Origin of the sequence: Halorubellus sp. JP-L1, assembly GCF_011440375.1 — an archaeon.
Taxonomy (GTDB): Archaea; Halobacteriota; Halobacteria; order Halobacteriales; family Natrialbaceae; genus Halorubellus.
On sequence record NZ_JAAOIR010000002.1, the window covers coordinates 1013943 to 1033768 of the forward strand.

General features: G+C 67.9%; 21 protein-coding genes, 1 rRNA gene and 1 pseudogene. 10 read left to right on the forward strand and 13 right to left on the reverse strand.

Annotation, left to right across the window (positions count from 1 at the left end; all coding sequences use genetic code 11):
- Positions 1–31 precede the first annotated feature (31 nt).
- Both G9C85_RS13655 and G9C85_RS13660 read left to right on the forward strand, forming a co-directional pair.
- A complete protein-coding gene (locus G9C85_RS13655) occupies positions 32–1552 on the forward strand; it encodes an aldehyde dehydrogenase family protein (protein ID WP_166040851.1) in 1521 nt (506 codons plus the stop codon).
- A gap of 168 nt (positions 1553–1720) precedes the next feature.
- Positions 1721–2974: an MgtC/SapB family protein gene (locus G9C85_RS13660; protein ID WP_166040853.1), complete on the forward strand. Its 1254-nt coding sequence runs from the start codon at positions 1721–1723 to the stop codon at positions 2972–2974.
- 425 nt (positions 2975–3399) lie between these two features.
- Here the strand turns inward: G9C85_RS13660 and G9C85_RS13665 are convergent, their stop codons facing one another.
- From G9C85_RS13665 to G9C85_RS13680, 4 genes are read right to left on the reverse strand one after another with little or no spacing between them, the layout of a single operon-like run.
- Positions 3400–4248 carry a carbon-nitrogen family hydrolase gene (locus G9C85_RS13665; RefSeq protein ID WP_166040855.1) on the reverse strand — a complete coding sequence of 283 codons (849 nt, stop codon included), beginning with the start codon at positions 4246–4248 and terminating at the stop codon, positions 3400–3402.
- Positions 4245–4682: an SRPBCC family protein gene (locus G9C85_RS13670; protein WP_166040857.1), complete on the reverse strand. Its 438-nt coding sequence runs from the start codon at positions 4680–4682 to the stop codon at positions 4245–4247. The genes G9C85_RS13665 and G9C85_RS13670 overlap by 4 nt, the downstream gene beginning before the upstream one ends.
- 8 nt (positions 4683–4690) lie before the next feature.
- The gene (locus G9C85_RS13675; RefSeq protein WP_166040859.1) at positions 4691–4915 is read right to left on the reverse strand and encodes a hypothetical protein; all 225 of its coding nucleotides are present in this window, start codon (positions 4913–4915) and stop codon (positions 4691–4693) included.
- Positions 4916–4964: 49 nt separating this feature from the next.
- The gene (locus G9C85_RS13680; RefSeq protein WP_166040861.1) at positions 4965–5213 is read right to left on the reverse strand and encodes a hypothetical protein; all 249 of its coding nucleotides are present in this window, start codon (positions 5211–5213) and stop codon (positions 4965–4967) included.
- A gap of 158 nt (positions 5214–5371) precedes the next feature.
- On the opposite strand from G9C85_RS13680, the gene G9C85_RS13685 reads away from it, so the two are divergent.
- Both G9C85_RS13685 and G9C85_RS13690 read left to right on the forward strand, forming a co-directional pair.
- Positions 5372–6655 (forward strand): LEA type 2 family protein, encoded by a 1284-nt coding sequence (locus G9C85_RS13685; protein ID WP_166040863.1) that lies wholly within the window; start codon positions 5372–5374, stop codon positions 6653–6655.
- A 180-nt stretch (positions 6656–6835) separates the two neighbouring features.
- Positions 6836–7177: pseudogene (locus G9C85_RS13690) on the forward strand (hypothetical protein); the annotation flags it as partial.
- 190 nt (positions 7178–7367) lie between these two features.
- On the opposite strand, the gene G9C85_RS13695 reads toward G9C85_RS13690, so the two are convergent.
- The gene (locus G9C85_RS13695) at positions 7368–8399 is read right to left on the reverse strand and encodes a phosphate uptake regulator PhoU (RefSeq protein WP_166040865.1); all 1032 of its coding nucleotides are present in this window, start codon (positions 8397–8399) and stop codon (positions 7368–7370) included.
- A 129-nt stretch (positions 8400–8528) separates the two neighbouring features.
- A complete protein-coding gene (locus tag G9C85_RS13700) occupies positions 8529–9617 on the reverse strand; it encodes an ATP-NAD kinase family protein (RefSeq protein ID WP_166040867.1) in 1089 nt (362 codons plus the stop codon).
- Positions 9618–9809: 192 nt separating this feature from the next.
- On the opposite strand from G9C85_RS13700, the gene G9C85_RS13705 reads away from it, so the two are divergent.
- On the forward strand, positions 9810–9965 hold the full coding sequence (locus G9C85_RS13705) for a hypothetical protein (protein WP_166040869.1): 156 nt from the start codon (positions 9810–9812) through the stop codon (positions 9963–9965).
- 11 nt (positions 9966–9976) lie between these two features.
- Here G9C85_RS13705 and G9C85_RS13710 read toward each other — a convergent pair whose 3' ends face one another.
- The 5 genes from G9C85_RS13710 to G9C85_RS13730 all read right to left on the reverse strand — a co-directional run bounded on the left by G9C85_RS13710 (position 9977) and on the right by G9C85_RS13730 (position 13549).
- Positions 9977–10669 carry a molybdopterin-binding protein gene (locus tag G9C85_RS13710; RefSeq protein ID WP_166040871.1) on the reverse strand — a complete coding sequence of 231 codons (693 nt, stop codon included), beginning with the start codon at positions 10667–10669 and terminating at the stop codon, positions 9977–9979.
- A gap of 87 nt (positions 10670–10756) precedes the next feature.
- The gene (locus G9C85_RS13715) at positions 10757–11515 is read right to left on the reverse strand and encodes a DUF5803 family protein (protein ID WP_166040872.1); all 759 of its coding nucleotides are present in this window, start codon (positions 11513–11515) and stop codon (positions 10757–10759) included.
- A gap of 2 nt (positions 11516–11517) precedes the next feature.
- Complete coding sequence (locus tag G9C85_RS13720; RefSeq protein ID WP_166040873.1) at positions 11518–12192, reverse strand: DUF2110 family protein; 675 nt, start codon at positions 12190–12192, stop codon at positions 11518–11520.
- Positions 12192–12716, reverse strand: coding sequence for a transcription factor E (gene tfe, locus G9C85_RS13725; RefSeq protein WP_166040874.1), 525 nt, complete (start codon positions 12714–12716; stop codon positions 12192–12194). Before tfe ends, G9C85_RS13720 begins: the two co-directional genes overlap by 1 nt.
- Before the next feature lie 263 nt (positions 12717–12979).
- Positions 12980–13549 (reverse strand): tRNA (cytidine(56)-2'-O)-methyltransferase, encoded by a 570-nt coding sequence (locus tag G9C85_RS13730; RefSeq protein ID WP_166040875.1) that lies wholly within the window; start codon positions 13547–13549, stop codon positions 12980–12982.
- A gap of 132 nt (positions 13550–13681) precedes the next feature.
- On the opposite strand from G9C85_RS13730, the gene G9C85_RS13735 reads away from it, so the two are divergent.
- Positions 13682–14596: an SDR family NAD(P)-dependent oxidoreductase gene (locus G9C85_RS13735; protein ID WP_166040876.1), complete on the forward strand. Its 915-nt coding sequence runs from the start codon at positions 13682–13684 to the stop codon at positions 14594–14596.
- Positions 14597–14668: 72 nt separating this feature from the next.
- The gene (locus G9C85_RS13740) at positions 14669–15607 is read left to right on the forward strand and encodes an NAD-dependent epimerase/dehydratase family protein (protein WP_166040877.1); all 939 of its coding nucleotides are present in this window, start codon (positions 14669–14671) and stop codon (positions 15605–15607) included.
- A 62-nt stretch (positions 15608–15669) separates the two neighbouring features.
- Here the strand turns inward: G9C85_RS13740 and G9C85_RS13745 are convergent, their stop codons facing one another.
- Positions 15670–16002, reverse strand: a complete 333-nt coding sequence (locus G9C85_RS13745; protein ID WP_166040878.1) for a BsuPI-related putative proteinase inhibitor — start codon at positions 16000–16002, stop codon at positions 15670–15672.
- Between the two features lie 173 nt (positions 16003–16175).
- On the opposite strand from G9C85_RS13745, the gene G9C85_RS13750 reads away from it, so the two are divergent.
- Positions 16176–16706, forward strand: coding sequence for a GNAT family N-acetyltransferase (locus tag G9C85_RS13750; protein WP_166040879.1), 531 nt, complete (start codon positions 16176–16178; stop codon positions 16704–16706).
- Positions 16707–16841: 135 nt separating this feature from the next.
- On the opposite strand, the gene G9C85_RS13755 is transcribed toward G9C85_RS13750, so the two are convergent.
- Positions 16842–18068: a S8 family serine peptidase gene (locus G9C85_RS13755; RefSeq protein WP_166040880.1), complete on the reverse strand. Its 1227-nt coding sequence runs from the start codon at positions 18066–18068 to the stop codon at positions 16842–16844.
- A 507-nt stretch (positions 18069–18575) separates the two neighbouring features.
- Between G9C85_RS13755 and G9C85_RS13760 the strand changes: the two genes are divergently transcribed.
- Both G9C85_RS13760 and G9C85_RS13765 read left to right on the forward strand, forming a co-directional pair.
- Complete coding sequence (locus tag G9C85_RS13760; RefSeq protein ID WP_369680817.1) at positions 18576–19343, forward strand: DUF2797 domain-containing protein; 768 nt, start codon at positions 18576–18578, stop codon at positions 19341–19343.
- A 368-nt stretch (positions 19344–19711) separates the two neighbouring features.
- Positions 19712–19826 (forward strand): 16S ribosomal RNA (locus G9C85_RS13765); the annotation flags it as partial.

Genomic DNA, 19826 nt, shown 5'->3' on the forward strand with positions numbered 1-19826 from the left:
ATGTGGCTACGAGTAATTTTTGCCGAACACGATGAGCGATACGTTCCAGCACTACATCGACGGCGAATGGACGGACGGCTCCGGCGACGAGACGTTCACGTCCGAGAACCCCGCGACCGGCGAGACCCTCGGCGAGTTCCGACGCGGCACACCGACGGACGTACAGCGTGCGCTCGACGCCGCGGAGGACTCCTTCGAGGAGTGGCGGAGCCTCTCGCACATCGACCGCGCCGAGTACCTCTGGGACGTCTACCACGAGCTCAAGGACCGACACCAGGAACTCGGCGAGGTCGTCACGAAGGAGTGCGGGAAGGAGATCAGCGAGGGGAAAGCGGACGTGACCGAGGCGTGGCACATGGTCGAGTGGGCGGCCGGGAACGCCCGCCACCCCCACGGCGACATCGTCCCGAGCGAGATCGCCAGCAAGGACGCGTACATGCGTCGGAAGCCCAACGGCGTCGTCGGCTGCATCACGCCGTGGAACTTCCCGGTCGCGATCCCGTTCTGGCACATGGCGATCGCGCTCGTCGAGGGGAACGTCGTCGTCTGGAAGCCCGCCGAGCAGACGCCTTGGTGCGGGCAGATCATCGCCGAGATGCTGGAGGACGCCGGCATCCCCGACGGCGTGTTCAACATGGTGCAGGGCTTCGGCGACGCCGGCGCGGAGATCGTCGAGAACGACGTCACCGACACCGTGCTGTTCACGGGCAGCGCCGAGGTCGGGCACGAGGTCGCGAGCAAGGTCGGCGGCGAGCCCGGGAAGAACGCCGCCTGCGAGATGGGCGGGAAGAACGGCATCGTCATCACGGAGGAAGCGGACCTCGACATCGCCGTGCACTCCGCGGTCATGTCCAGCTTCAAGACGACCGGGCAGCGCTGCGTCTCCAGCGAACGCCTGATCGTCCACGAGGACGTCTACGACGAGTTCAAGGAGCGCTACGTCGAGATCGCCGAGAACATCGCGGTCGGCGACCCGCTCGACGCTGACACGTTCATGGGGCCCGCGATCGAGGAAGGGCACGTCGAGAAGATCCAGCGCCACAACGAGATGGCGCGCAAGGAGGGCGCGAACGTCCTCGTCGACCGCTTCGAGCTCGACGACGACGAGATCCCCGACGGCCACGAGGACGGGCACTGGGTCGGACCGTTCGTGTACGAGATGGAGTACGACACCGATCTCCGCAGTCTCAAGGAGGAGTGCTTCGGGCCGCACGTCGCGCTCGTGAAGTACAGCGGTGACATCGAGGACGCCGTCGACATCCACAACGACGTCCCGTACGGGCTCGCCGGCGCGGTCATCAGCGAGGACTACCGCCAGGTGAACTACTACCGCGACAAGGCCGAGGTCGGCCTCGCGTACGGGAACCTCCCCTGCATCGGCGCGGAAGTCCAGCTGCCCTTCGGCGGCGTGAAGAAGTCTGGGAAGGGCGCACCGAGCGCACGCGAGGCGATCGAGGCCGTCACCGAGCGGACCGCGTGGACGCTCAACAACTCCAAGGACATCGAGATGGCACAGGGCCTCTCAGCGGACATCAAGACCGACGACGACTGAGGCGTCGTCGCGTCCTGCAGTTCGCTCTCGATTGCTGTTCTTCGACCGCGATACGTCGCTCCGGGAGACCAGTGGGGACCATCGGCTCGCGATGCCCGACGCTCGTCGCTGTCGCTGAACGACATCCACCCCGTGGTTTGACGAGACGTCGACCTGAACGTCGAGTCGATGGTCGATCCCGCAACCGCGCCCCTGTCCGAGGTGATCCTGCGGCTGCTCGTCGCGTTCGGGCTGGGAGCGCTGCTCGGCCTGGAGCGCGAGCGAGCCGAGTCCGGCGGGTCGTTCGCCGGCAGCAGGACGTTCCCCCTGTTCGCGCTCTACGGCGCGCTCGTCGCGGGATTCTATCCGGCCGGATTCGCGCTCTCGGTCGCCGCCCTGGTGGTCCCGCTCTCGGTCGCGTACGTCGCGAAGGTCTGGTTCGAGCACGACATCGGACTGACGACGCTCGTCGCGGCACTCCTCGTCGTCCTCCTGGGTGCGTTGACGATGCACTCCGAGAACGGCGTCGTCGTCGCGGTCGTCGTCGGCGGCGCGACGACGGTGCTCCTCTCGGCGAAGGACCCCATCCACGAGTTCGTCGACCGCGTCGACGAGACCGAACGGCGGGCGACCGCGAAGTTCGTGCTCGTCGTGCTCGTCGTCCTCCCCGCCCTCCCCGACCGATCGCTCGACGCGCTCTACGGCCTGAACCCACGGTTCGTGTGGCTGATGGTCGTCTTCGTCACCGGACTCGGGTTCGTCGCGTACGTCCTCGGTCAGGTCCTCGGCGCCGAACGCGGAATCGCACTCACCGGACTCGTCGGCGGGTTCGTCTCCTCCACGGCGACGACCGTCTCGATGGCCGAGAAGACGACGCAGAACGAGACGCTCTATCACGTCTGCGCGTTCGCGGTCGTCACCGCTTCGATCGTGATGTTCCCGCGGGCACTCATCGAGGTCGCCGTCGTCAACCCCGCGCTCCTGCCGAGCGTGGCAGTCCCGCTCGGCGTGATGACCGTCGTCGGCGTGATCGCCGCTGGCGTCCTCTACTGGCGGACCGCCTCCGAGAGCGACGTCGAACCCGACGACCTGAAGAACCCGTTCCGGCTCCGGCCGGCGCTCGCGTTCGGCGTCATCTTCGCGGTCGTCCTCCTCGTCTCGGAGTCCGCGAACGAACTCTTCGGGAGCACGGGCCTGTACGCGACGGCGTTCCTCTCCGGGCTCGCGGACGTCGACGCGATGACGCTCACGCTCAGCACGCTCGCCGCCGAGGGCGCGGTGTCGACGGAGGTCGCCACCACCGGCATCGTGATCGCGGCGATCGCGAACACCGCCGTGAAGGCCGCCCTCGCGTGGGTCCTCGGCACGCGCGAGCTCGGCACGCTCGTCGCGGTCGTCCTCGGCGTCGTCGCAGCGAGCGGCCTCCTGCTCGTCGTCGTCTGACCGCGCGAGAACGCGCCAGCCGCGTCGGTGTTCTGGCAGGAGGATCGGCAACACCGGAACGGTCGAGAGCCGGACGACTGTCTCGGCGACGGATAGCGGTGTTGGAGGTGATCGGAATCGGGCCGGCGGCGGTCGCGGACGCTTACGGTCGCGATACGTCGAATTCGCAGTGCTCGAGGGCGTGAGGACGAGAGATGCGACACCTCGATTAGGCTCCCGGGTAGCCCCGAGGTGCCGCGTTGGGCGCGGGCGTAGGTGCGACGGGCGTTGTGTGCCGGTCAGACGTGAAAAGCGTCTTCTTCCGGCAACCAATCCTATCGCCGCCTCACATATAAATGGTCGGTTCCACGTGAGCGTTCGCGCCGGCGAGCCGTGGGTGAGTCTGACACGATTCGTGGGGCGTACCGAGCCCACGCGGAACCCACCTAGAGCCGTCGATCCTCGAGCGCCGGGAACTCCGCACGCACGGAGCGAACTCGCTCCGGGTCGAGGTCGGCGAACACCGTCGTCTCCCGGTCGTCTGTCGTCGCGACCGGCGTCCCCCACGGGTCGTACGCGGTCGACCGACCGACGAGGTCCGTGCCGCCGACCGTGCCCGCGCCGTTGATCGTCGCGACGTAACTCAAGTTCTCGACCGCGCGCGTCGACGGGAGCGTCTTCCAGTGCTCGACGCGCGGGTACGGCCACGCGGACGGCACCAGCACCAGGTCCGCGCCCGCGTCCAGGTACTCGCGGTACAGCTCCGGGAACCGCAGGTCGTAGCACGTCGATACCGCGAGCGTGAACCCCGCGACGTCGACCGTCGGCCGGCGCTCCCCGGCCACCAGGAGTTCCGCCTCCGCGGAGTCGTACCCGAACAGGTGATGCTTCCGGTAGACGAGCTCTCGATCGCCGCGCGGCGAGAACACGACCGCGGTGTTCGCGAGTCCCTCGTCGGCCGGCGTCGGCACGTCCACGGAAGACGCCGCCGTCGAAGCAAGGTCCTCCACGACCGTCCCCGCGAGCACCCACACGTCGTTTTCGCGCGCAGCGTCCGCGAACGCCGCCAGTCGCGGCCCCCCGAGCCCCTCGGCCTGGCGAGCGTACGAGTCGAACGCGAAGTACCCGACGTCGAACAGCTCGGGGAACGCGACGAGGTCCGCGCCCGCGTCCGCAGCCGCTTCCAGTTCCGAGAGCGCCCGCTCGACGTTGTCCTCGACGTTCCCGGCATCTGGAGAGAACTGCACGAGCGCCACTCGAAGACCGTCGCCAGCGTCGACGTGGTTCGCGGTCATGCCGGGAGCCCCAGGTCGGCACGCAACGCCGCCTCGAGGTTGTCCAGTTCGTCGTCGAGGTTCTTCCTGAAGTACCGCTCGACGCCCGGGAGTTTCCCCTCGACGCGGAACCGATTGACGAGCTCGCAGCCGTCCTCGGTCGGCACCACCTCGTGCTCGCCGACGACGCGCATCACCTTCGACCGACCGACGAACTTCACGTACTCGCCCTCGCGGCGCTCGACGTCCCGGGTCTCCACGGCCGTCGTCCGATCGATCACGGGAATCGGGAGGCCGACGTGCCACGTCGCCCTATCACCGTCGCCGTCCGGGTCGATGTCGTAGTCCTCGACGACGCTGATCGCCTCCGCGCGACAGCGCGGGTCGGAGATGAACGCCCACACGTCCTCGGGTGGTGCGGCGAACGCGAACGTCCGCTCGACGGTCACAGTCATCGATAGAACTAGCTCACCGTTACCTTCCAGGTCGTCGAGCGAGCACGTCCCCACTTCTCGATGTCGACCTCCTCGGACTTCTCGTCCAGGTTCGGCAGTCGAACCCCGACCTGTTTCGAAGAGAGCCCCAGCGCATCCGCGATGTTCTTCGAGCGGAAGTACTGCTGTCCGCGCGAGACGCTGTCGCGTAGGTACGCCATGATGCGCTGTTCCTCGTCCGAATACTCACTCATCGTACGAATCCGACTACGTGACTCAGAGTATTAACGGTTTCCCGGTCGTTCAGGCGTCGTACCACTGGACGGCGACGACGGCCATGACGCCGAACGCCATCGCGAGCCCGAACCCGACGGCGGCGTTGACCTCCATCGCGTGCGTCGTCGCCTCGGGCAGATCCAGGCCACCGCGGAGCGACGCGGTCGCGGCGAACCCGGCGCCGGCGGCGGCGATCGCGCCGAGGACGGCGAGGGCGCCGAAGAGCATCGATAACCCGAGTCCCTTGTCCGACCCACCGGTGTCCGTAGCAGTCATACTCGCCCGTATCCACCGACCCGACTTAGTACCACCGTCTCCGCGTCGCTCGACGGCGTCGACGTCGGGTCCGAGCGCGTCGACGGCGGCCGCGAGCGCGTCGACCAAATTCTCTTGCGACAAGACCTTTAAGACTCGCCGGGAGAGTCGCGGGCAAGATGGGTGCAGACGCAGCAGGCGAAGGTGGAACGGGCTCGTCGCTCGCCGCGACGCTCCAATCGCTGTTCCTGGGCAGTATCCCACGGGTCGTCGGAACCGTCGTGCTCTCGCTGGTCGTCGTGGCAGCGGTCGCGTTCGCGGCGGGCGCGGTCGGCGTCCCGAGCGTGACGAGCTTCCAGAACGAGTTCGCGGGCGTCGACGACTCGACGACGACGATCGCGTCGGACATCCAGGTGTCGAACCCGAACCCGATCGGCGCGGGGTTCCTCGGCGTGTCCGGCGAGTACGCGATCGCGATGAACGACGTCCGGATGGCGAACGGGTCGACGGGCTCGGTCGAGATGGCGCCCGGGAACTCGACGATCGAACTGGAGACGACCCTCGACAACGACCGCATCCCGGCGTGGTGGGTGAGTCACGTCCAGCGCGACGAGCAGACGGCCGTGAACGTGAACGCGACCGTCGACTCCGAGCTGCTCGGGCAGTCCGTCCCGGTCGAGCGGACGCGCACGATCGAGACGGACATGCTGTCGTCGTTCAACTCCACGGAGACACGGCCCGTGAACTCGAGTAGCCCGCTCGTGAGCGACCCGCTCCTGTACGTGAACGAGACGCGCGCGCAGTGGGGCGAGGTCACCGACGAGCGCACGGGTATCGTCGTCGACTTCTACATCTACAACCCGAAGGACTACGCGATCCCCGTCTCGAAGCTGAACTACACGATCGACATGAACGACGTGCGCGTCGGCGCGGGCGAGAACACCGAAGAGAAGGTGCTCGCGCCGAACTCGCTGACGCGCGTGCGGACGGTGACGCACATCCAGAACGACAACCTCGACGAGTGGTGGGTGACCCACGTCGAGCGCGACCAGGTGACTGACGTCGTCATCGACTTCGGCGCGACGCTCGACGTCGCCGGGACCGAGATCGTCATCCCGCTCGAGGACGCGACGCACCGCGAGACCATCGAGACCGACATCTTCGGGACGAAGGACGAATCCTCGACCGAGGACGCCACGGCCGGGAACGAGACCGACGGCGGCAGCGACGACGACAGCACCTCCGACGGAACCAGCTCCGACGGCGGCGACGGCACCACCTCCGAGGGCGACGACGGCACCACCGCAGATGGTGACGACACGACGACCGAGTCCGACGACACCACGAGCGAGGACGGTGACGACACCACATCCGAGGGTGGAGACGGGACGACGACGACAGACGACGGTGGCATCATCCCGCACGTCGCTCCCGGTCGCGTCCATCCGGAGACGGTCGCGTAGGCCAACGCGTCGGGATGGTAGCCCCGCGCGCCGGAAGGGTTTTTACCCTGGGCGCGCTCGGTCGCGGTATGGAACGGAGTACTCACTCTCCGGATCGAGTTCTTCTCGGGTAAGCCCGAGGTCAGTACCGACGAATCGAGCGAGCGCATCCAGATCGACGTCGACGACGCCTGCGTGGAACTGACCAGAGCCGACGCCGTCGCACTCAAGGAGCGCCTGGCCGACGCCGTCGTTTCCGACCGCGAGTTCTTCCGGACCGCCGGCCGCCACCGCGAGGACGGGAGCTACGAGGTCCGCCGCCGCGGCGCGGACTCGTCCGGGAACGCGAAGGTGTTCCAGGACTTCGACGCACTCGACCGCCTCTACGAGCGACTGCCCGACGCGTTCGACGCCGACGACGTCTCCCGGACCGGCATCACCGGGTCGCGTCGACACATGCTCGTCAGGCACTTCGCGGAACACCCCGCGTTCGACTGCGAGATCGCGAACCGGAGCCCACTGCGCGCGGAGAAGACGAACGCCGCGCAGTCGGCGAACGCGCCACAGTCGGCCGCTGGAGAATCGGACGCGACGAACGGCGGACCGTCGGAGGACGCAACCGACGACGGCTCGCAGCCAGAAGAGGTGGTCGCCGACGACTGACCCGCCGTCGGCGTCCGGTGTCGACGACGCGGTCGGGAACGGACGTCGTCGTCGGTCGACGATTCCGCCGTCAGTTGATCGTCGTGTGGTCGGACTCCTCGTTCAGCGCGAGGTTCACCGCGATCTCCGCGTTCCGCATCGCGTACTGCGCGGTCTGCTGGAGCGAGACGAGTACCTCGCGGACCTGCAGGAGGTCCTCGTTGTCCATCTCCGGGAGGTCGTCGAGGATCTCGCGCTCGCGGTCGCCGATCTCGTGGAAGAGCTCGCGGGCCGCGATCGTCTTCTGGTAGTCCCGCGTCACCGCGGACTCGACGGCGAGCGCCGTCAGTTCGTCTACTTGCTCGGTGAACTCGCGGATGCGCCGCATCGTCCCCTGGTCGACGTTCAGCGTGTGGCCCTCCGCCTCCAGGACGATGTCCGCGATGTCCTCGGCGTTATCAGCCGTCAACTCGAGGTTCTTCGCGATCGAGCGGTAGCCGATGAGCGGGAACCCGTCCGCGAGCCCGACCGCGCGAGCGAGGTTCGGGTTCTGGTACGCCGTGAAGATGAGCCGCAGCATCAGGACGAAGATCTTGTTCGCCTGCCGCTCGCGGTTCAGCGCGCGCTGTGCGAGGTCCGGGTTGCCGTGCGCGAGCGCCTTCACGGCCTCGCCGCGCATCGTCGACCCCGTCGACTCGAGGCGCTCCAGGAGGTTGTCGAGCGTGAAGTCCTCCGGGTCGACCGAGCACCGGATGGCGATGCTCTCGGGCGTCTCCTCGATGACGCCCAGGCCCATCAGCTGGGTCTCGGCGCGATAGACGGCATTGATCTGCTCGGAGTCGAGCGCGCCGTCCTCGTTCTCGATGCGGATGACGCGCCGCCCGAGCACGTACTGCGCGACGATCGCGCGCTCGACGGCGTCCGCGTCCAGGTCGCCCGCGTGGATGACCGCCTCCGTCTCCTCGCTGTTCGCGGACTCCGGCATCACCGTCAGCGTGCCCTTCCCGCCCATGCGGAGCGACACCTCGTCGCCCTTCTCGACGTCGTGCTCGCTCGCCCACTCCGCGGGGAGCGTCATCGCCAGCGTCGACGGCCCGAGCCGCTGCACTTTGCGCGTTTCCATGCCCCCGCCTAGGCAACGAAATACCTTATATTTGCCCCTCCAGTCATAATACATCACCCCGCGTCTACTAGGCGTCGGAGGCGGGCGATTCCACGTTACCGTGTCAACTGGCCGCCACGGGAGACGGGGTCAGACGACCTTGAGGAGCCGGTGCTCGTACCTGCCGACGCGGACCTTCTGCCAGCCCCGCAGCGACCCGTTCACGGCCTCGTCGTCCGTGTCGACGCGGAGGACGCCGACGTCGTCGAGCTTGCTCGGCGACGCGACAACCTCGACGCTGGAGCGCTCGATGACCGCGGGCGATATTTGGTGGTTGCCGCGCCCGAACACGAACCCCTGGCCGCCGATGGGCGACACGACGACGACGTTCTCCTCGCCGAGCGCATCTAGGATCTCCGCTTCGGTCCCGTCCCGGAGGACGACCTCGCCGTCGCGGTAGACGTCCACGCCGAGCGGCGACGGCTCGAACCCGAGTTCGCGCTTGATCGCACCGACCGTCCCGCCCGGTCCGAGCACGTACGTCACGCCATCCTCGACGTCGTTCGCGAACCCGGACGCGACGCCGTCGACGCTACCGCCCGCGACCTGCTTCGAGGACTGCACCGCCTCCGCGACCGGCACCGGAACCACTGCGCGCAGCGTCGTCCGGACCTCGCCCTCGCGGTACGCGGCCTCGTCGATGTCGTTCACCTCGCGGTCCGCGACCGCGTCGAACGACGCGACGACGCGGCCCGCGTCCTTCGGCGTCACGCCGAACACGGACGAGTAGATCTTCACGCCCGCGGGCACGCCGAGCATCGGGACCTCGACGGTGCCGTCGCCGGCCGCCTCGAGCGCTCGCGCGACGTCCACGGCGGTGCCGTCGCCGCCGACGAACAGCACGATGTCGACGCCCGCGTCCACGAACGCGCGGACCGCCGCGCGCGTGTCCGCCGCCGACGTCGCCGACGCCCCCTCGGGGTCGGGGTCGTACTCGTAGACGACCTCCGGATCGAAGCCCGCGTCCCGCGCGGCGTCCGCACCCATCTCGCCCGCCGCCGTCACCACCGTCACGCCGTCGCCGCGCGCTCGGAGCGCCGACAGCGCCGCCCTCGCTCGCTCGGGCGCACGCGGCTCCGCGCCGCGCTCGCGCGCCTCCGCGACCTTCCCGTCGGTCCCCTTCAACCCGACGCGGCCCCCCATCCCCGCGATGGGATTCACGACGAACCCGACTCGCATGCCCGCTCGTACGACCGTCGCCGGGAAAAGCGGTCGGTTTCGTCGGATCGACGCTGCACGTCGCCGGTCGACGAACGCCGAACGGCCAGAGTACGTCGGCCATCGCGGCCGCGTTCCGTCGCGGCTACGTCCCGCCACCCGGCACGGCCGCGTCCGTCAACGCTTAAGCCACCGGGGTCACAACGCCCGGGCATGATACCGCTTCAGGCCCAGGAGACGCTCATCGAGACCACGCCCATCGGCATCGTCGTCCTCCTCCTCTCGCTGGGCATCACCGCCGCCTGGCTGTACTCGATCTACAACTACGAACCGAACTCGCGCGGCAAGCCGACCGACAAGACCAGCTAGACGCCCTCGCGCTACTCCTCGCCCCCGTCGACGCGTTCGCGGAGCCACGCGACCGCCGCATCGACCTCCGCCTCGTCAGGGCCGGACACGCGGATGCGGACGCCGTCCCCGGGATAACTGCCGACGGCGACGTCGAACTCCGTCTGCACGCGCTCGAATCGGTCGACGAGCGCGGACTCCGGCTCCGCCGCGAACACCGTCTCGACGTACGTGCGCTCGCCGTCGAACTCCCCGGCGACGTCCTCGAACATCGCCCGCATCTCCGCGGGCACCCCCGGGAGGACGTACGTCGACTCGACGACCGCACCAGGTGCGACGCCCTCGACGTTGTGGAGGACGCGCGCCCCCGCCGGCACGTCCGCCGTCCCGTCCACGAGGTCGCCCGCGCTATAGCCGCCGTGCTCGACGAGCCACTCCTCCGCGACCTCGCTGTGAGCCAGCTCCCGACCGAACGCCACCGCCACGCCCGCCATCGTCCGGTCGTCGTGCGTCGGGCCGAGGCCACCGGTGACGACGGTCGCGTCGTACTCCGCGTGGAACTCGTTCACGACGCGCGCGATCGCCGCCTCGTCGTCCGGGAGGGTCACGACCCGACGGACGCGAGCGCCCCGCTCGGTGAGTCGTCGACACAGCCACGTCGCGTTCGTGTTCTCGGTCTCCCCGGCGAGCAACTCGTCCCCGACGGTGACCACGGCAACGTCCATACCGCAGGAACGAGACCGAGCCTCAAAACGAGTCCGGGACGGGATCGAGCCCGAGCTGCGAGGGAACCGTACCGATCGAGGCCGACGTTACCCCATCCCCGGCGGCGGGTCGCGGCCGTCGTCGTCGCCGCTCATGTCGAGCCCGAGGTCCTCGCGCTTGCGCTCCAGTTGCCTGATCTGGTAGACGTAGTAGGCGACCCCGGCGGTCCCGACCACGCCCAACAGCGCGACGAGGCCCGCGAACAGCCAGAGGTCCCGCGCCAGGTACCACTGGACGTTCAGCGTCCGCGTCAACTCGTCGAACCGCAAGTGGACGCGGTCGCCCTCGAGCGTCCGCTCGTCGGCGCCCGGCGACACCCGCCCGAACAGCGGGAACCCGACGCGCATGTTCTCGGGGAGCACCACCTCGTAGGAGCCCTCCAGGTACGACGGCAGCACGAGGGACTTCTCGTCCGTCCGAGTCGTGAACGCCACCTGTCCCTCCGAACGCGGGAGCGTCACGACCGTCGCCCCACCACTCTCCTCGACGGTCAGGTTCTCCGCCGTCACCGTCGTCCCGTTCGGGTACCGGTACTTCAGCGCGGAGATCGGGAGCGGGTTCCGCGACTCGATGCCGGGCCGCCAGAGCTCGAACTCCGTGCCCTCGTACCCCGAGACGTCGTACACCGCCTTGTACTGGCCGCCGGTGACGTTCACGTACGCGTCCGTCGAGGCGTTCCACTCGTAGGTCGCGTTCTCGTTCAAGCGCTCCTCGCTCACGCCACCGCCGAACGGCGACGTACACCCCGCCAGTGCCGCCATCGCTGCGAGCGCGAGCACCGCGAGCACCAGGCGTTTCCGAGCCATCCCTACGGGATGACGCAGCGGATCTCCGCGGGGAGGTACTCGCCGATCGCGGCGAGCAAGCCCGGCGGGTCCGTGCCTTCCTTGCAGACGATGCTCTGTTCGAGGAGTCCGATGCGTTCGACGGTCACGATGTCGCGGGCGTGCCCGGCCCGGTTCACGGTCGCGCGAACCTCCGCGCGCGTCGCCGAGTTCACGTTCACGCGCCCGTCGCCGCGCGTCCACTCGTAGAGCTCGTCTCGCTGCGCGTCACTCAACCGACTCGGTTCGCCGTCGCCGCCGTACACGAACTCCAGAGGCATGTGCTGGACGAGCCCGAACCGCTCGCGGACTTGACTCGGCGTCCCCTGCCCGAGTCCGATCTCGTCCGCGGGCACGTACACGTCCTCGCCGGCGTCGAGCACGAACCCCTCGTCGCTCCAGGAGTCGAACGTCCCGACGTACGTCTCTCCGGCGTCCATGTGCGAGTCGATCTCGCCGAACTCCTCGGCGAGCACGTTCCGCGCGACGACCGCGTCGTCACCCGAGACCGTGACGCTCGGGAAGTCGTCGTTGCGCACGCCGACCTCGAACTCGACGTCCAGGTCCGCGAGCTCGTTCCCGACGAGCGACGTAAGCCCGTCGACCGCGCGATCCCGAGCGTCGCCGCGCACGTAGACCTTCGTTGCGAGAACGACCATTATGCGCTCGACTCCACGTTCAGTTCCTCGCGAAGCGCATCCAGCCGGTCCTCCATCGCGGTCACGAGCCGGTCGTTGTCCATCGACTCGAGGGGCGACCCGCACTCGGGGCACTCGAACCCGAAGTCCATCGCCTCGCCGAACTCGAAGCGGATCGAGCAGACCTCGCAGAGGTAGAACTCGTGGTTGCGCTCGTACTCCTCGCGGTCATCGAGCGCATCCAGCAACCGATGCATCTCCTCTTCGAGGTTCTCCGGGATGTTCTCGTAGTGGAACGTCCACAGGTACGTGAGCCACCCGGAGTCCTCGTCGCGCAGACGCCGGTACTCCGCGAGGTCGTTCTCGTAGAGGATGAACAGCGCCCGCCGCACGTCGTTCAGTTCGAGGTCCAACTCCTCGGCGAGCTCCTCGTCGGTCACTTCGCCGTCCGGGGGTGCCGCCGCAACGGGCATCCCCTTCGGCCCGACCAACTCGTGGAGGTACTTCTGGATTACGGGGTCTTCGAGGAGGTCCTCAAAAGCCATCTTACTCGAAAACGGGGCTTTCACGAGTTTAAAACTACCGAACGTACTGCCTCACCCAGCATACGGCGTCCGCCAGGACGCCGTTTCCAGCGGAGGCGGTGTAGACGGGCGTAGGCCTGCCTCACCCAGCATACGGCGTCCGCCAGGACGCCGTTTCCAGCGGAGGCGGTGTAGACGGGCGTAGGACTGCCTCACGCAGCATACGGCGTCCACCAGGACGCCGTTTCCGTGGATGCACTCAGAAGGACGCTTTCTGCAGTCGGTCAGTCGTGCTCGGCGAGGCGGTCGTCGGGGGCGTCTTCGGGGTCGACGACGCGCTTGCCGGTGTCGGCGGGGAGGACGACGCGGTCGGGGTCGGCCCACTCGCGGTCGAGTTCGCGGCCGTCGAAGAGGCGGTCGAGGAAGACGGCGAGGCCGGCGACCTCGCTGTGGGGCTGGTTGGTGACGCCGACGTTGTAGTCGGCGTGCTCGTAGACGTCGAAGGGCACCTTCTCGCTGCCGACGACGACGAGAAGCGGGGCGTCCTCGTGGGCGGCCCTCACGTCGTCCTGGACGTCCTGGACGCGTTCGCCGTACATCGTGAGGTGAACGACGGTGCCGTCGAAGTCGCGGACGAACGCCTTCGGCGTGCTCGTGCGTTCGATCTCGAACGGCCCGCCGAAGCGCTCCGTGATGTCGGCGACGGTCTCGTGGGCCTGGGCGGCGTTGTCGGGGAAGACGACGCGGTCCGCGCCGAGCGCGCGCGCCGTCAAGCCGACGTGCGTCGTCATCCGGTCGTCGCGGCCGGGTCGATGCCCGAACCGACAGACGACGACCTCGGGTTCGCCGTGCATGCACGCTGGTTCGCCGGGCGGTCGTAAGCGGGTTACGCTTCCGCGTTCGACTGGCGTCCGCGTTTGCGTTCCGCCCGTCCCACCCCGGGTCGTGACCGCACACTTTTAAGTCGAGAGCCGGAAAGGCGGGGCATGACACGACCCGAAGCCGTCGCTGGCGTCGGCGACGCCGACCTCGACGGCACCACCGCCTTCGTGACTGGCGCCACCCACGGCGTCGGCCGCGAGACCGCGCTGGCGCTCGGGCGACTCGGCGCGCGCGTCCTCGTCCACGGCCGCGACCGGACCGCCGGGCGCGCGCTCGCGAACGAACTCCGCGAACTCGACGCCGAGCCCGTGTTCGTCCGCGCGGACTTCGCCGACCCCGACGCTCCCGGCGAGCTCGCCGACGCCGTCGCCGAGCGCGTCGACGAACTCGACGTCCTCGTGAACAACGCCGGCGCGCACTTCGACGGCCCGAGCCTCGTCGACGGCGTCGAACGGACGTTCCGCGTCAACCACCTCGCGCCGTTCGAACTGACGCGGGAACTCCTCCCGGACCTGTCCAGCGGCGGCCGCGTCGTCACCGTCGCCAGCGCCATCCACGAACGCGCCACCGCCGCCGACCTCGAGATCGACGCCGTCACCGACGTCGACGACTACGACGGCTTCCGGGCGTACGCGCGCTCGAAGCTCGCGAACGTCCTCTTCTCGCGCGAACTCGCCGCCCGCCACCCCGACAAACTCGTGAACTGTCTGCACCCCGGGTTCGTCCCCGGAAGCGAACTCTGGCGCGAGGCCTCCCTCCCGGTCTCCGTCCTCATGCGCGGTCTCTCCGTCCTCCCGGCGTTCGTCCTCGAACGCATCGTCGACACCCCCCGGACCGCGGCCGCGACGAGCGTCTACCTCGCCGCCGCCGACGACTACGACGTCACCGGCGAGTACTTCTCGAACTGCAGCCCGAAGATGCCCTCCGAGGCGGCGCGCGACGACGCGCTCGCCGCCGAGCTCTGGGCACGAACAGAATCTCTCGTCGCGGACCCGCCGACGGTGCCCGCGGAGGACTGACGGCCACGCTCCACCGCGACTCGACCGTCGGACACCAGAACGCACTTACCCCGCTCAGGCGACGTCCCTCGCATGGACCTCACCGACAAGCGCGTCGTCGTCACCGGCGCGGCCGGCCTCGTCGGCTCGCACCTCGCCGCCGAACTCGCCGCCGAGAACGACGTCCTCGCCGTCGACGACCTCTCCAAGGGCATGCGAGAGCGCGTCCCCGACGCCGTCGAGTTCCAGCGCCTCGACATGACCGACGAAGCCGACGTCGCGGCCGCCATCACCAACGACGTCGACGTCGTCTTCCACTTCGCGGCGTACACGGACACGAACTACGACGACGACCGCCAGCTGTTCGAGGAGAACGGCGCGATGACGTACAACGTCCTCGAACGCATGCACGACGTCGGCGTCGACAAGCTCGCGTTCACCTCCTCGTCGACCGTCTACGGCGAAGCGCCGATGCCGACGCCCGAGGACTACGCACCCCTCGAACCGATCAGCATCTACGGGTCCTCGAAGCTCGCCGACGAAGCCATCGTGTCGACGTACGCGCACTCCTACTGCATCCAGGCGTGGGTGTACCGGTTCGCGAACATCGTCGGCCCGAACCAGCGCGGGAACGTCATCCCGGACTTCATCGAGAAACTGCTCGCGGACCCCGAGACCCTCGAGATCCTCGGGAACGGCCGTCAGGAGAAGTCCTACCTGCACGTCGAGGACTGCGTCGACGCCATGATCCACGTCGTCGAGCACGCCGACCGCGACCTCAACACGTACAACCTCGGCACGCGCACGACGACGAGCGTGAACCGCATCGCCGACATCGTCGCGGACGAACTCGACTGCGACCCCGAGTACGAGTACACGGGCGGCGACCGCGGCTGGACCGGCGACGTCCCGAAGATGCGGCTCTCCATCGAGAAACTCGCCGCACTCGGCTGGGAGCCACCGCACTCCAGCGACGAAAGCGTGCGTCGAGCGACCGAAGAACTCGCCGAGGAACTCCGCGCGGAGTACTGACCGGTCCACTACGCTCCCCGATTTCGGCCCTTCTCTCAGGCGCCGTCGGTTCGTGCGTTCGGTCAGACGGTGAACGACGTCGCCGCCTCGCAGTCCACGTCGTTCGCGGTCAACCAGGCTCGGGCCTCGTACTCGCCCGCGGGCGCGTCCTCCCACGTCGCGGCGTAGGTCACGGCGTCGCCGGGCGCGATCGACTCCGACTGCAGCATCTGCATGAACATCCGGTCGTCGGAGAACGACCACACCTCCTCGCCGTCCTCGAACACGACGACCTCGTGCGTCTGGGAGTCCGAGAACTGGAGGTCGACCGCCTCCGAACCGTCGTTCGCGACCGCGTACTCGAACTCGACCGCGTCGTCCGATACCGTCGCCGAGAGCGACCCCGAGAGCGTCATGAACGAGCGTTCCCGCGGGCGCGTTGTAACCTTTCCCCACGGCGTACGCTTTCCCACGCCGCACGCCGGAACCACCCGACTGGCGCCGGCTGCGGGACCGAATCGAGGAGGACTCTGGTCGATGGAGCGGAACGAGGAGAAACTTATTCACTCACGCGTGCGTGGGCGCGGGCATGCCAGGTCCCGTATTCATCGACGGCGACGTCGTCGCACTCCGGACGCTCGAAGACGAGGACCGCGACGCACTACAGGAAACCGCGAACCATCCCGGCGTTCGCGTTCGCGCCGGCGGTCCCCCGGAGCCGTTCGACGAAGGCGATACCGACGACTACCTCGAGTGGCTCCGCGACGACGACCGCGTCGCGCTCGCGATCACGGTCGACGGCGCGTACGTCGGAATGGTCTCGCTGAAGCGAGTCGAACGCCCGAACGACTACGCCGCCGCCGGCGTCCACGTCCACCCCGACTACCAACGTCAGGGGTACGCGCGCGAAGCGGTGACGCTCCTCGTCGACTGGGCGTTCGACCAGTACGGGCTCCACAAGGTCGGCGCGAACGCCTACGACTTCAACGACGCCTCGCGGGCACTCCTCGAGGACCTCGGATTCCGACACGAGGGGCGACTTCGAGAGGAACGGTACGCGAACGGCGAGTACCACGACGTCCACCACTACGGCGTCCTCGAACGCGAGTGGGTCGACTGAGGCGGGATGCCTTCGATAAAATGAGGAGACGGCGACCGCGCGATCGCTGCCGTGGTCACGTTCCGCCAGTGAACTCGTGGTAGCAACCGCAGCCTCGACGAACCGACCGACGAGGCCGGCGCCGTTCCGCGGCCGTCAGTTGTCGCTGGAGTCGAGACCGAGTGCGCTCGCGACGTCCAACAGGCCGGAGCCGGACTCGTTGCTCGCCAGCCCGATGTCCTCCGCCGAGGACTTCAACGTACTCCGGACGTTCGACGCGGACGCCCCGCCAGCCATCAGCTGGCCGGCGGCGCCCGCCACGTGCGGGCACGCCATCGACGTCCCCGAGAACGTGTCGTAGCCACCGGGAATCGTCGACCGAACGTCGGACCCGGGAGCCGCGATCTCGACCTCCGACCCCGTCGAGGAGAACGACGACAGCGAATCGTCGCTCGCCGTCGACGACACCGCGACGACCTCCGAATACGCCGCCGGGTAGCCCACGCAGTCGCTACACGGCCCGGAGTTCCCCGCCGCCGCGACCAGGAACACGCCCCTGTCGGCCGCGTACTGGACAGCGTCCTGTAGCGCCGAGGACCCCGACGACGCGCCGAGGCTCATGGACGCGACGTCCCAGCCCTGGTCGGCGACGTACTCGACGCCCGCCGCGATGTCGCTGAACGACCCCGAACCCTGGCTGTCCAGGACCTTCACCGCGTGCAGCGTCGCCTCCGTGGACACGCCCACGACGCCCTCCGAATTGTCGTCCGCGCCCGCGATGCCCGCGCAGTGCGTCCCGTGGTCGTTGTCGTCGTCCCACGACTCGTTGCAGCCGTTACAGGTGGCGTAGGCCTTCCCCGCGCCGAGGTTCGCCTGCAGGTCGGGGTGATCCGAGTCGATACCCGTGTCGAGGATCGCGACGTCGGCGCCCGCCCCCGTCTCGCCGTTCGCGTGCGCGACCTCCGCGTCGACGCGATCGACGCCCCACTCCAGCGACTGGCTCGTGTCGCCACCGTCGTCCTCGTTGTCGCAGTCCGGCCAGGGGTCGCACGACCCGGGCGGCCCACCCGTCGAATCGATCGGGTCGATGGCGTGCATTTGGCCGTTCACCTCGACGTACCGGATGTTGGGGTTCTTCGAGAGCCCCTCGATCGCGCTCTTCGGGACTTCGGCCGTTATGGCGTCGAACCCGAACCGTCGACTCACCGAGTCAGCGGCCTTCTCCGCTGCCGCCTGTCCACGGACGCCAGTGTAGCCGACGTTCACCTCGACCTTCTCCGCCGGACTGCCGCTCGCCAGCCCCGCCGCGCTCGCGCCGACGACCGCGGAACCCGCCACTTTCAGTGCCTGTCTCCGACTCACTCGCCTGTCGTTGTCTACCATGCAACCAATGGTGATAGGTAATGGTAATTAAAACTTCCGCAATTATTGCGCAGACACGGTTAACTCGTGAAAATACATCTCCACGCGGTGTGGAAAGCTGAACTCGGCGATCCATTCGTCCGTCTCTGGAGCACTGACGAACGACGAAACGAACCGTAACGACGGCTCACCCATCCCGTCGCAGTCAGCTACAAGACCCGGAGACCACACCGCACCACCCCAGAACGTCACCCCCTGCCCCCACGCACGCTCCTGAGATCACATTTCGGCAACCACCGAACCCCGAGCCCCAATTGGAGGGCCGAGACCGCGTTCCCAAGCGTCGAAGAATTCGAAACCCTACAACCCCACGGCACATCTCAGACTGCGGGCCACTCGACCCACACCACGATGCCACCGAACGACAACGACCCAGCCCGGTCCAGCAACGTTCCACACGCCTACGCATCGACCACTCCGTGCCAGCAGAACGGTACCGCTAAACCCACCCCGACCCAACCACACCACGTGCAAATCGTCGGCTACGACACCGCCCGCCCAGACGCCGACCCACCACGCGAACCCACCCTCCACGTCGCCACCGACCACGAGATAACGCGCCGCTCGCTCGAGACCGGCACCACCCTCGAGTACACCCTCGACGACAGACACTGCGCCGGACACGTCGAGGACGCCGGCCACCACCCCTGCTCCAGCGACGACGCCCCCTACTGCCACCAGCACACCTCCACGTGGGCCTGCGCGCGCTGCACAGGCAACTGCAACCTCCCCCTCGACGCCTGCACCGACGAACACGCCATCTACCTCGCCGCCTTCGCCCCGGACACGTTCAAAGTCGGCGTCACACGCAGCTGGCGACTCCACACCCGCCTATACGAACAGGGCGCAGACCGAGCAGCACACATCAACACCGTCCCAGACGGCCGCATCGCGCGACAACTCGAAGCCGAGATCGCCGACACGCTCACCGACCGCGTCCGCACCCCCACGAAACGACGGACCCTCGCCAGCACCGTCGACGAAGACGCCTGGAACGACCTCCTCGACGACCACTCCGTCCTCCAGGAGTACGCGTTCGACTACGGACTCCACTTCGACACACAGCCCGTCGCCGAAACCATCGCCACCGGCACCGTCCACGGCGTCAAAGGCCGCCTCCTCGTCCTCGAACACAACGACACCACGTACGCCGTCGACCTCCGCGACCTCGTCGGCCACGACGTCACACCCGAACCGGCCACGCGCGATCTACAATCCAGCCTCGACAGTTTCTAGCTATATAGTCAGCACCGAACTACGTCTTCTTCGGATTTTAGCCAGGACTAACAGCCATCTATGTACCCGAAGCGACGGCCTTACGTACTTCCGAGAGTGCCAACAGATAGCAACCCCACGACCGATTCAACGGGGTTAAGTATGCACCAGCCTCTTCAAAATAATGTGAACGGCGCCCCGGGACGCCCCGGGCGCCAACGGATGAGGATTCCGCCCCTGCGGTCCGCCGTCAAGACGGAATCTGATGTTAGCCTCGACGGTTCGGCGACATCCGATCGGATGCGTCGAACCAGATCCATTTGCAATGAGATAAGGAACACACCCATTCGGGTGTGTCCCGCCACCCCCCGAGCCTCGAGCTCGGGACCATTCCGGTTGATCCTGCCGGAGGCCATTGCTATCGGAGTTCGATTTAGCCATGCTAGTCGCACGGGTTTAGACCCGTGGCAGATAGCTCAGTGACACGTGGCCAAACTACCCTAT

Excerpts from the sequence above, each read along its gene's own strand:
- G9C85_RS13655 (WP_166040851.1), top strand. The coding sequence starts at position 32 with ATGAGCGATACGTTCCAGCACTACATCGACGGCGAATGGACGGACGGC.
- G9C85_RS13660 (WP_166040853.1), top strand. The coding sequence starts at position 1,721 with ATGGTCGATCCCGCAACCGCGCCCCTGTCCGAGGTGATCCTGCGGCTG.
- G9C85_RS13665 (WP_166040855.1), bottom strand. The coding sequence starts at position 4,248 with ATGACCGCGAACCACGTCGACGCTGGCGACGGTCTTCGAGTGGCGCTC.
- G9C85_RS13670 (WP_166040857.1), bottom strand. The coding sequence starts at position 4,682 with ATGACTGTGACCGTCGAGCGGACGTTCGCGTTCGCCGCACCACCCGAG.
- G9C85_RS13675 (WP_166040859.1), bottom strand. The coding sequence starts at position 4,915 with ATGAGTGAGTATTCGGACGAGGAACAGCGCATCATGGCGTACCTACGC.
- G9C85_RS13680 (WP_166040861.1), bottom strand. The coding sequence starts at position 5,213 with ATGACTGCTACGGACACCGGTGGGTCGGACAAGGGACTCGGGTTATCG.
- G9C85_RS13685 (WP_166040863.1), top strand. The coding sequence starts at position 5,372 with ATGGGTGCAGACGCAGCAGGCGAAGGTGGAACGGGCTCGTCGCTCGCC.
- G9C85_RS13695 (WP_166040865.1), bottom strand. The coding sequence starts at position 8,399 with ATGGAAACGCGCAAAGTGCAGCGGCTCGGGCCGTCGACGCTGGCGATG.
- G9C85_RS13700 (WP_166040867.1), bottom strand. The coding sequence starts at position 9,617 with ATGCGAGTCGGGTTCGTCGTGAATCCCATCGCGGGGATGGGGGGCCGC.
- G9C85_RS13705 (WP_166040869.1), top strand. The coding sequence starts at position 9,810 with ATGATACCGCTTCAGGCCCAGGAGACGCTCATCGAGACCACGCCCATC.
- G9C85_RS13710 (WP_166040871.1), bottom strand. The coding sequence starts at position 10,669 with ATGGACGTTGCCGTGGTCACCGTCGGGGACGAGTTGCTCGCCGGGGAG.
- G9C85_RS13715 (WP_166040872.1), bottom strand. The coding sequence starts at position 11,515 with ATGGCTCGGAAACGCCTGGTGCTCGCGGTGCTCGCGCTCGCAGCGATG.
- G9C85_RS13720 (WP_166040873.1), bottom strand. The coding sequence starts at position 12,192 with ATGGTCGTTCTCGCAACGAAGGTCTACGTGCGCGGCGACGCTCGGGAT.
- tfe (WP_166040874.1), bottom strand. The coding sequence starts at position 12,716 with ATGGCTTTTGAGGACCTCCTCGAAGACCCCGTAATCCAGAAGTACCTC.
- G9C85_RS13730 (WP_166040875.1), bottom strand. The coding sequence starts at position 13,549 with ATGCACGGCGAACCCGAGGTCGTCGTCTGTCGGTTCGGGCATCGACCC.
- G9C85_RS13735 (WP_166040876.1), top strand. The coding sequence starts at position 13,682 with ATGACACGACCCGAAGCCGTCGCTGGCGTCGGCGACGCCGACCTCGAC.
- G9C85_RS13740 (WP_166040877.1), top strand. The coding sequence starts at position 14,669 with ATGGACCTCACCGACAAGCGCGTCGTCGTCACCGGCGCGGCCGGCCTC.
- G9C85_RS13745 (WP_166040878.1), bottom strand. The coding sequence starts at position 16,002 with ATGACGCTCTCGGGGTCGCTCTCGGCGACGGTATCGGACGACGCGGTC.
- G9C85_RS13750 (WP_166040879.1), top strand. The coding sequence starts at position 16,176 with ATGCCAGGTCCCGTATTCATCGACGGCGACGTCGTCGCACTCCGGACG.
- G9C85_RS13755 (WP_166040880.1), bottom strand. The coding sequence starts at position 18,068 with ATGGTAGACAACGACAGGCGAGTGAGTCGGAGACAGGCACTGAAAGTG.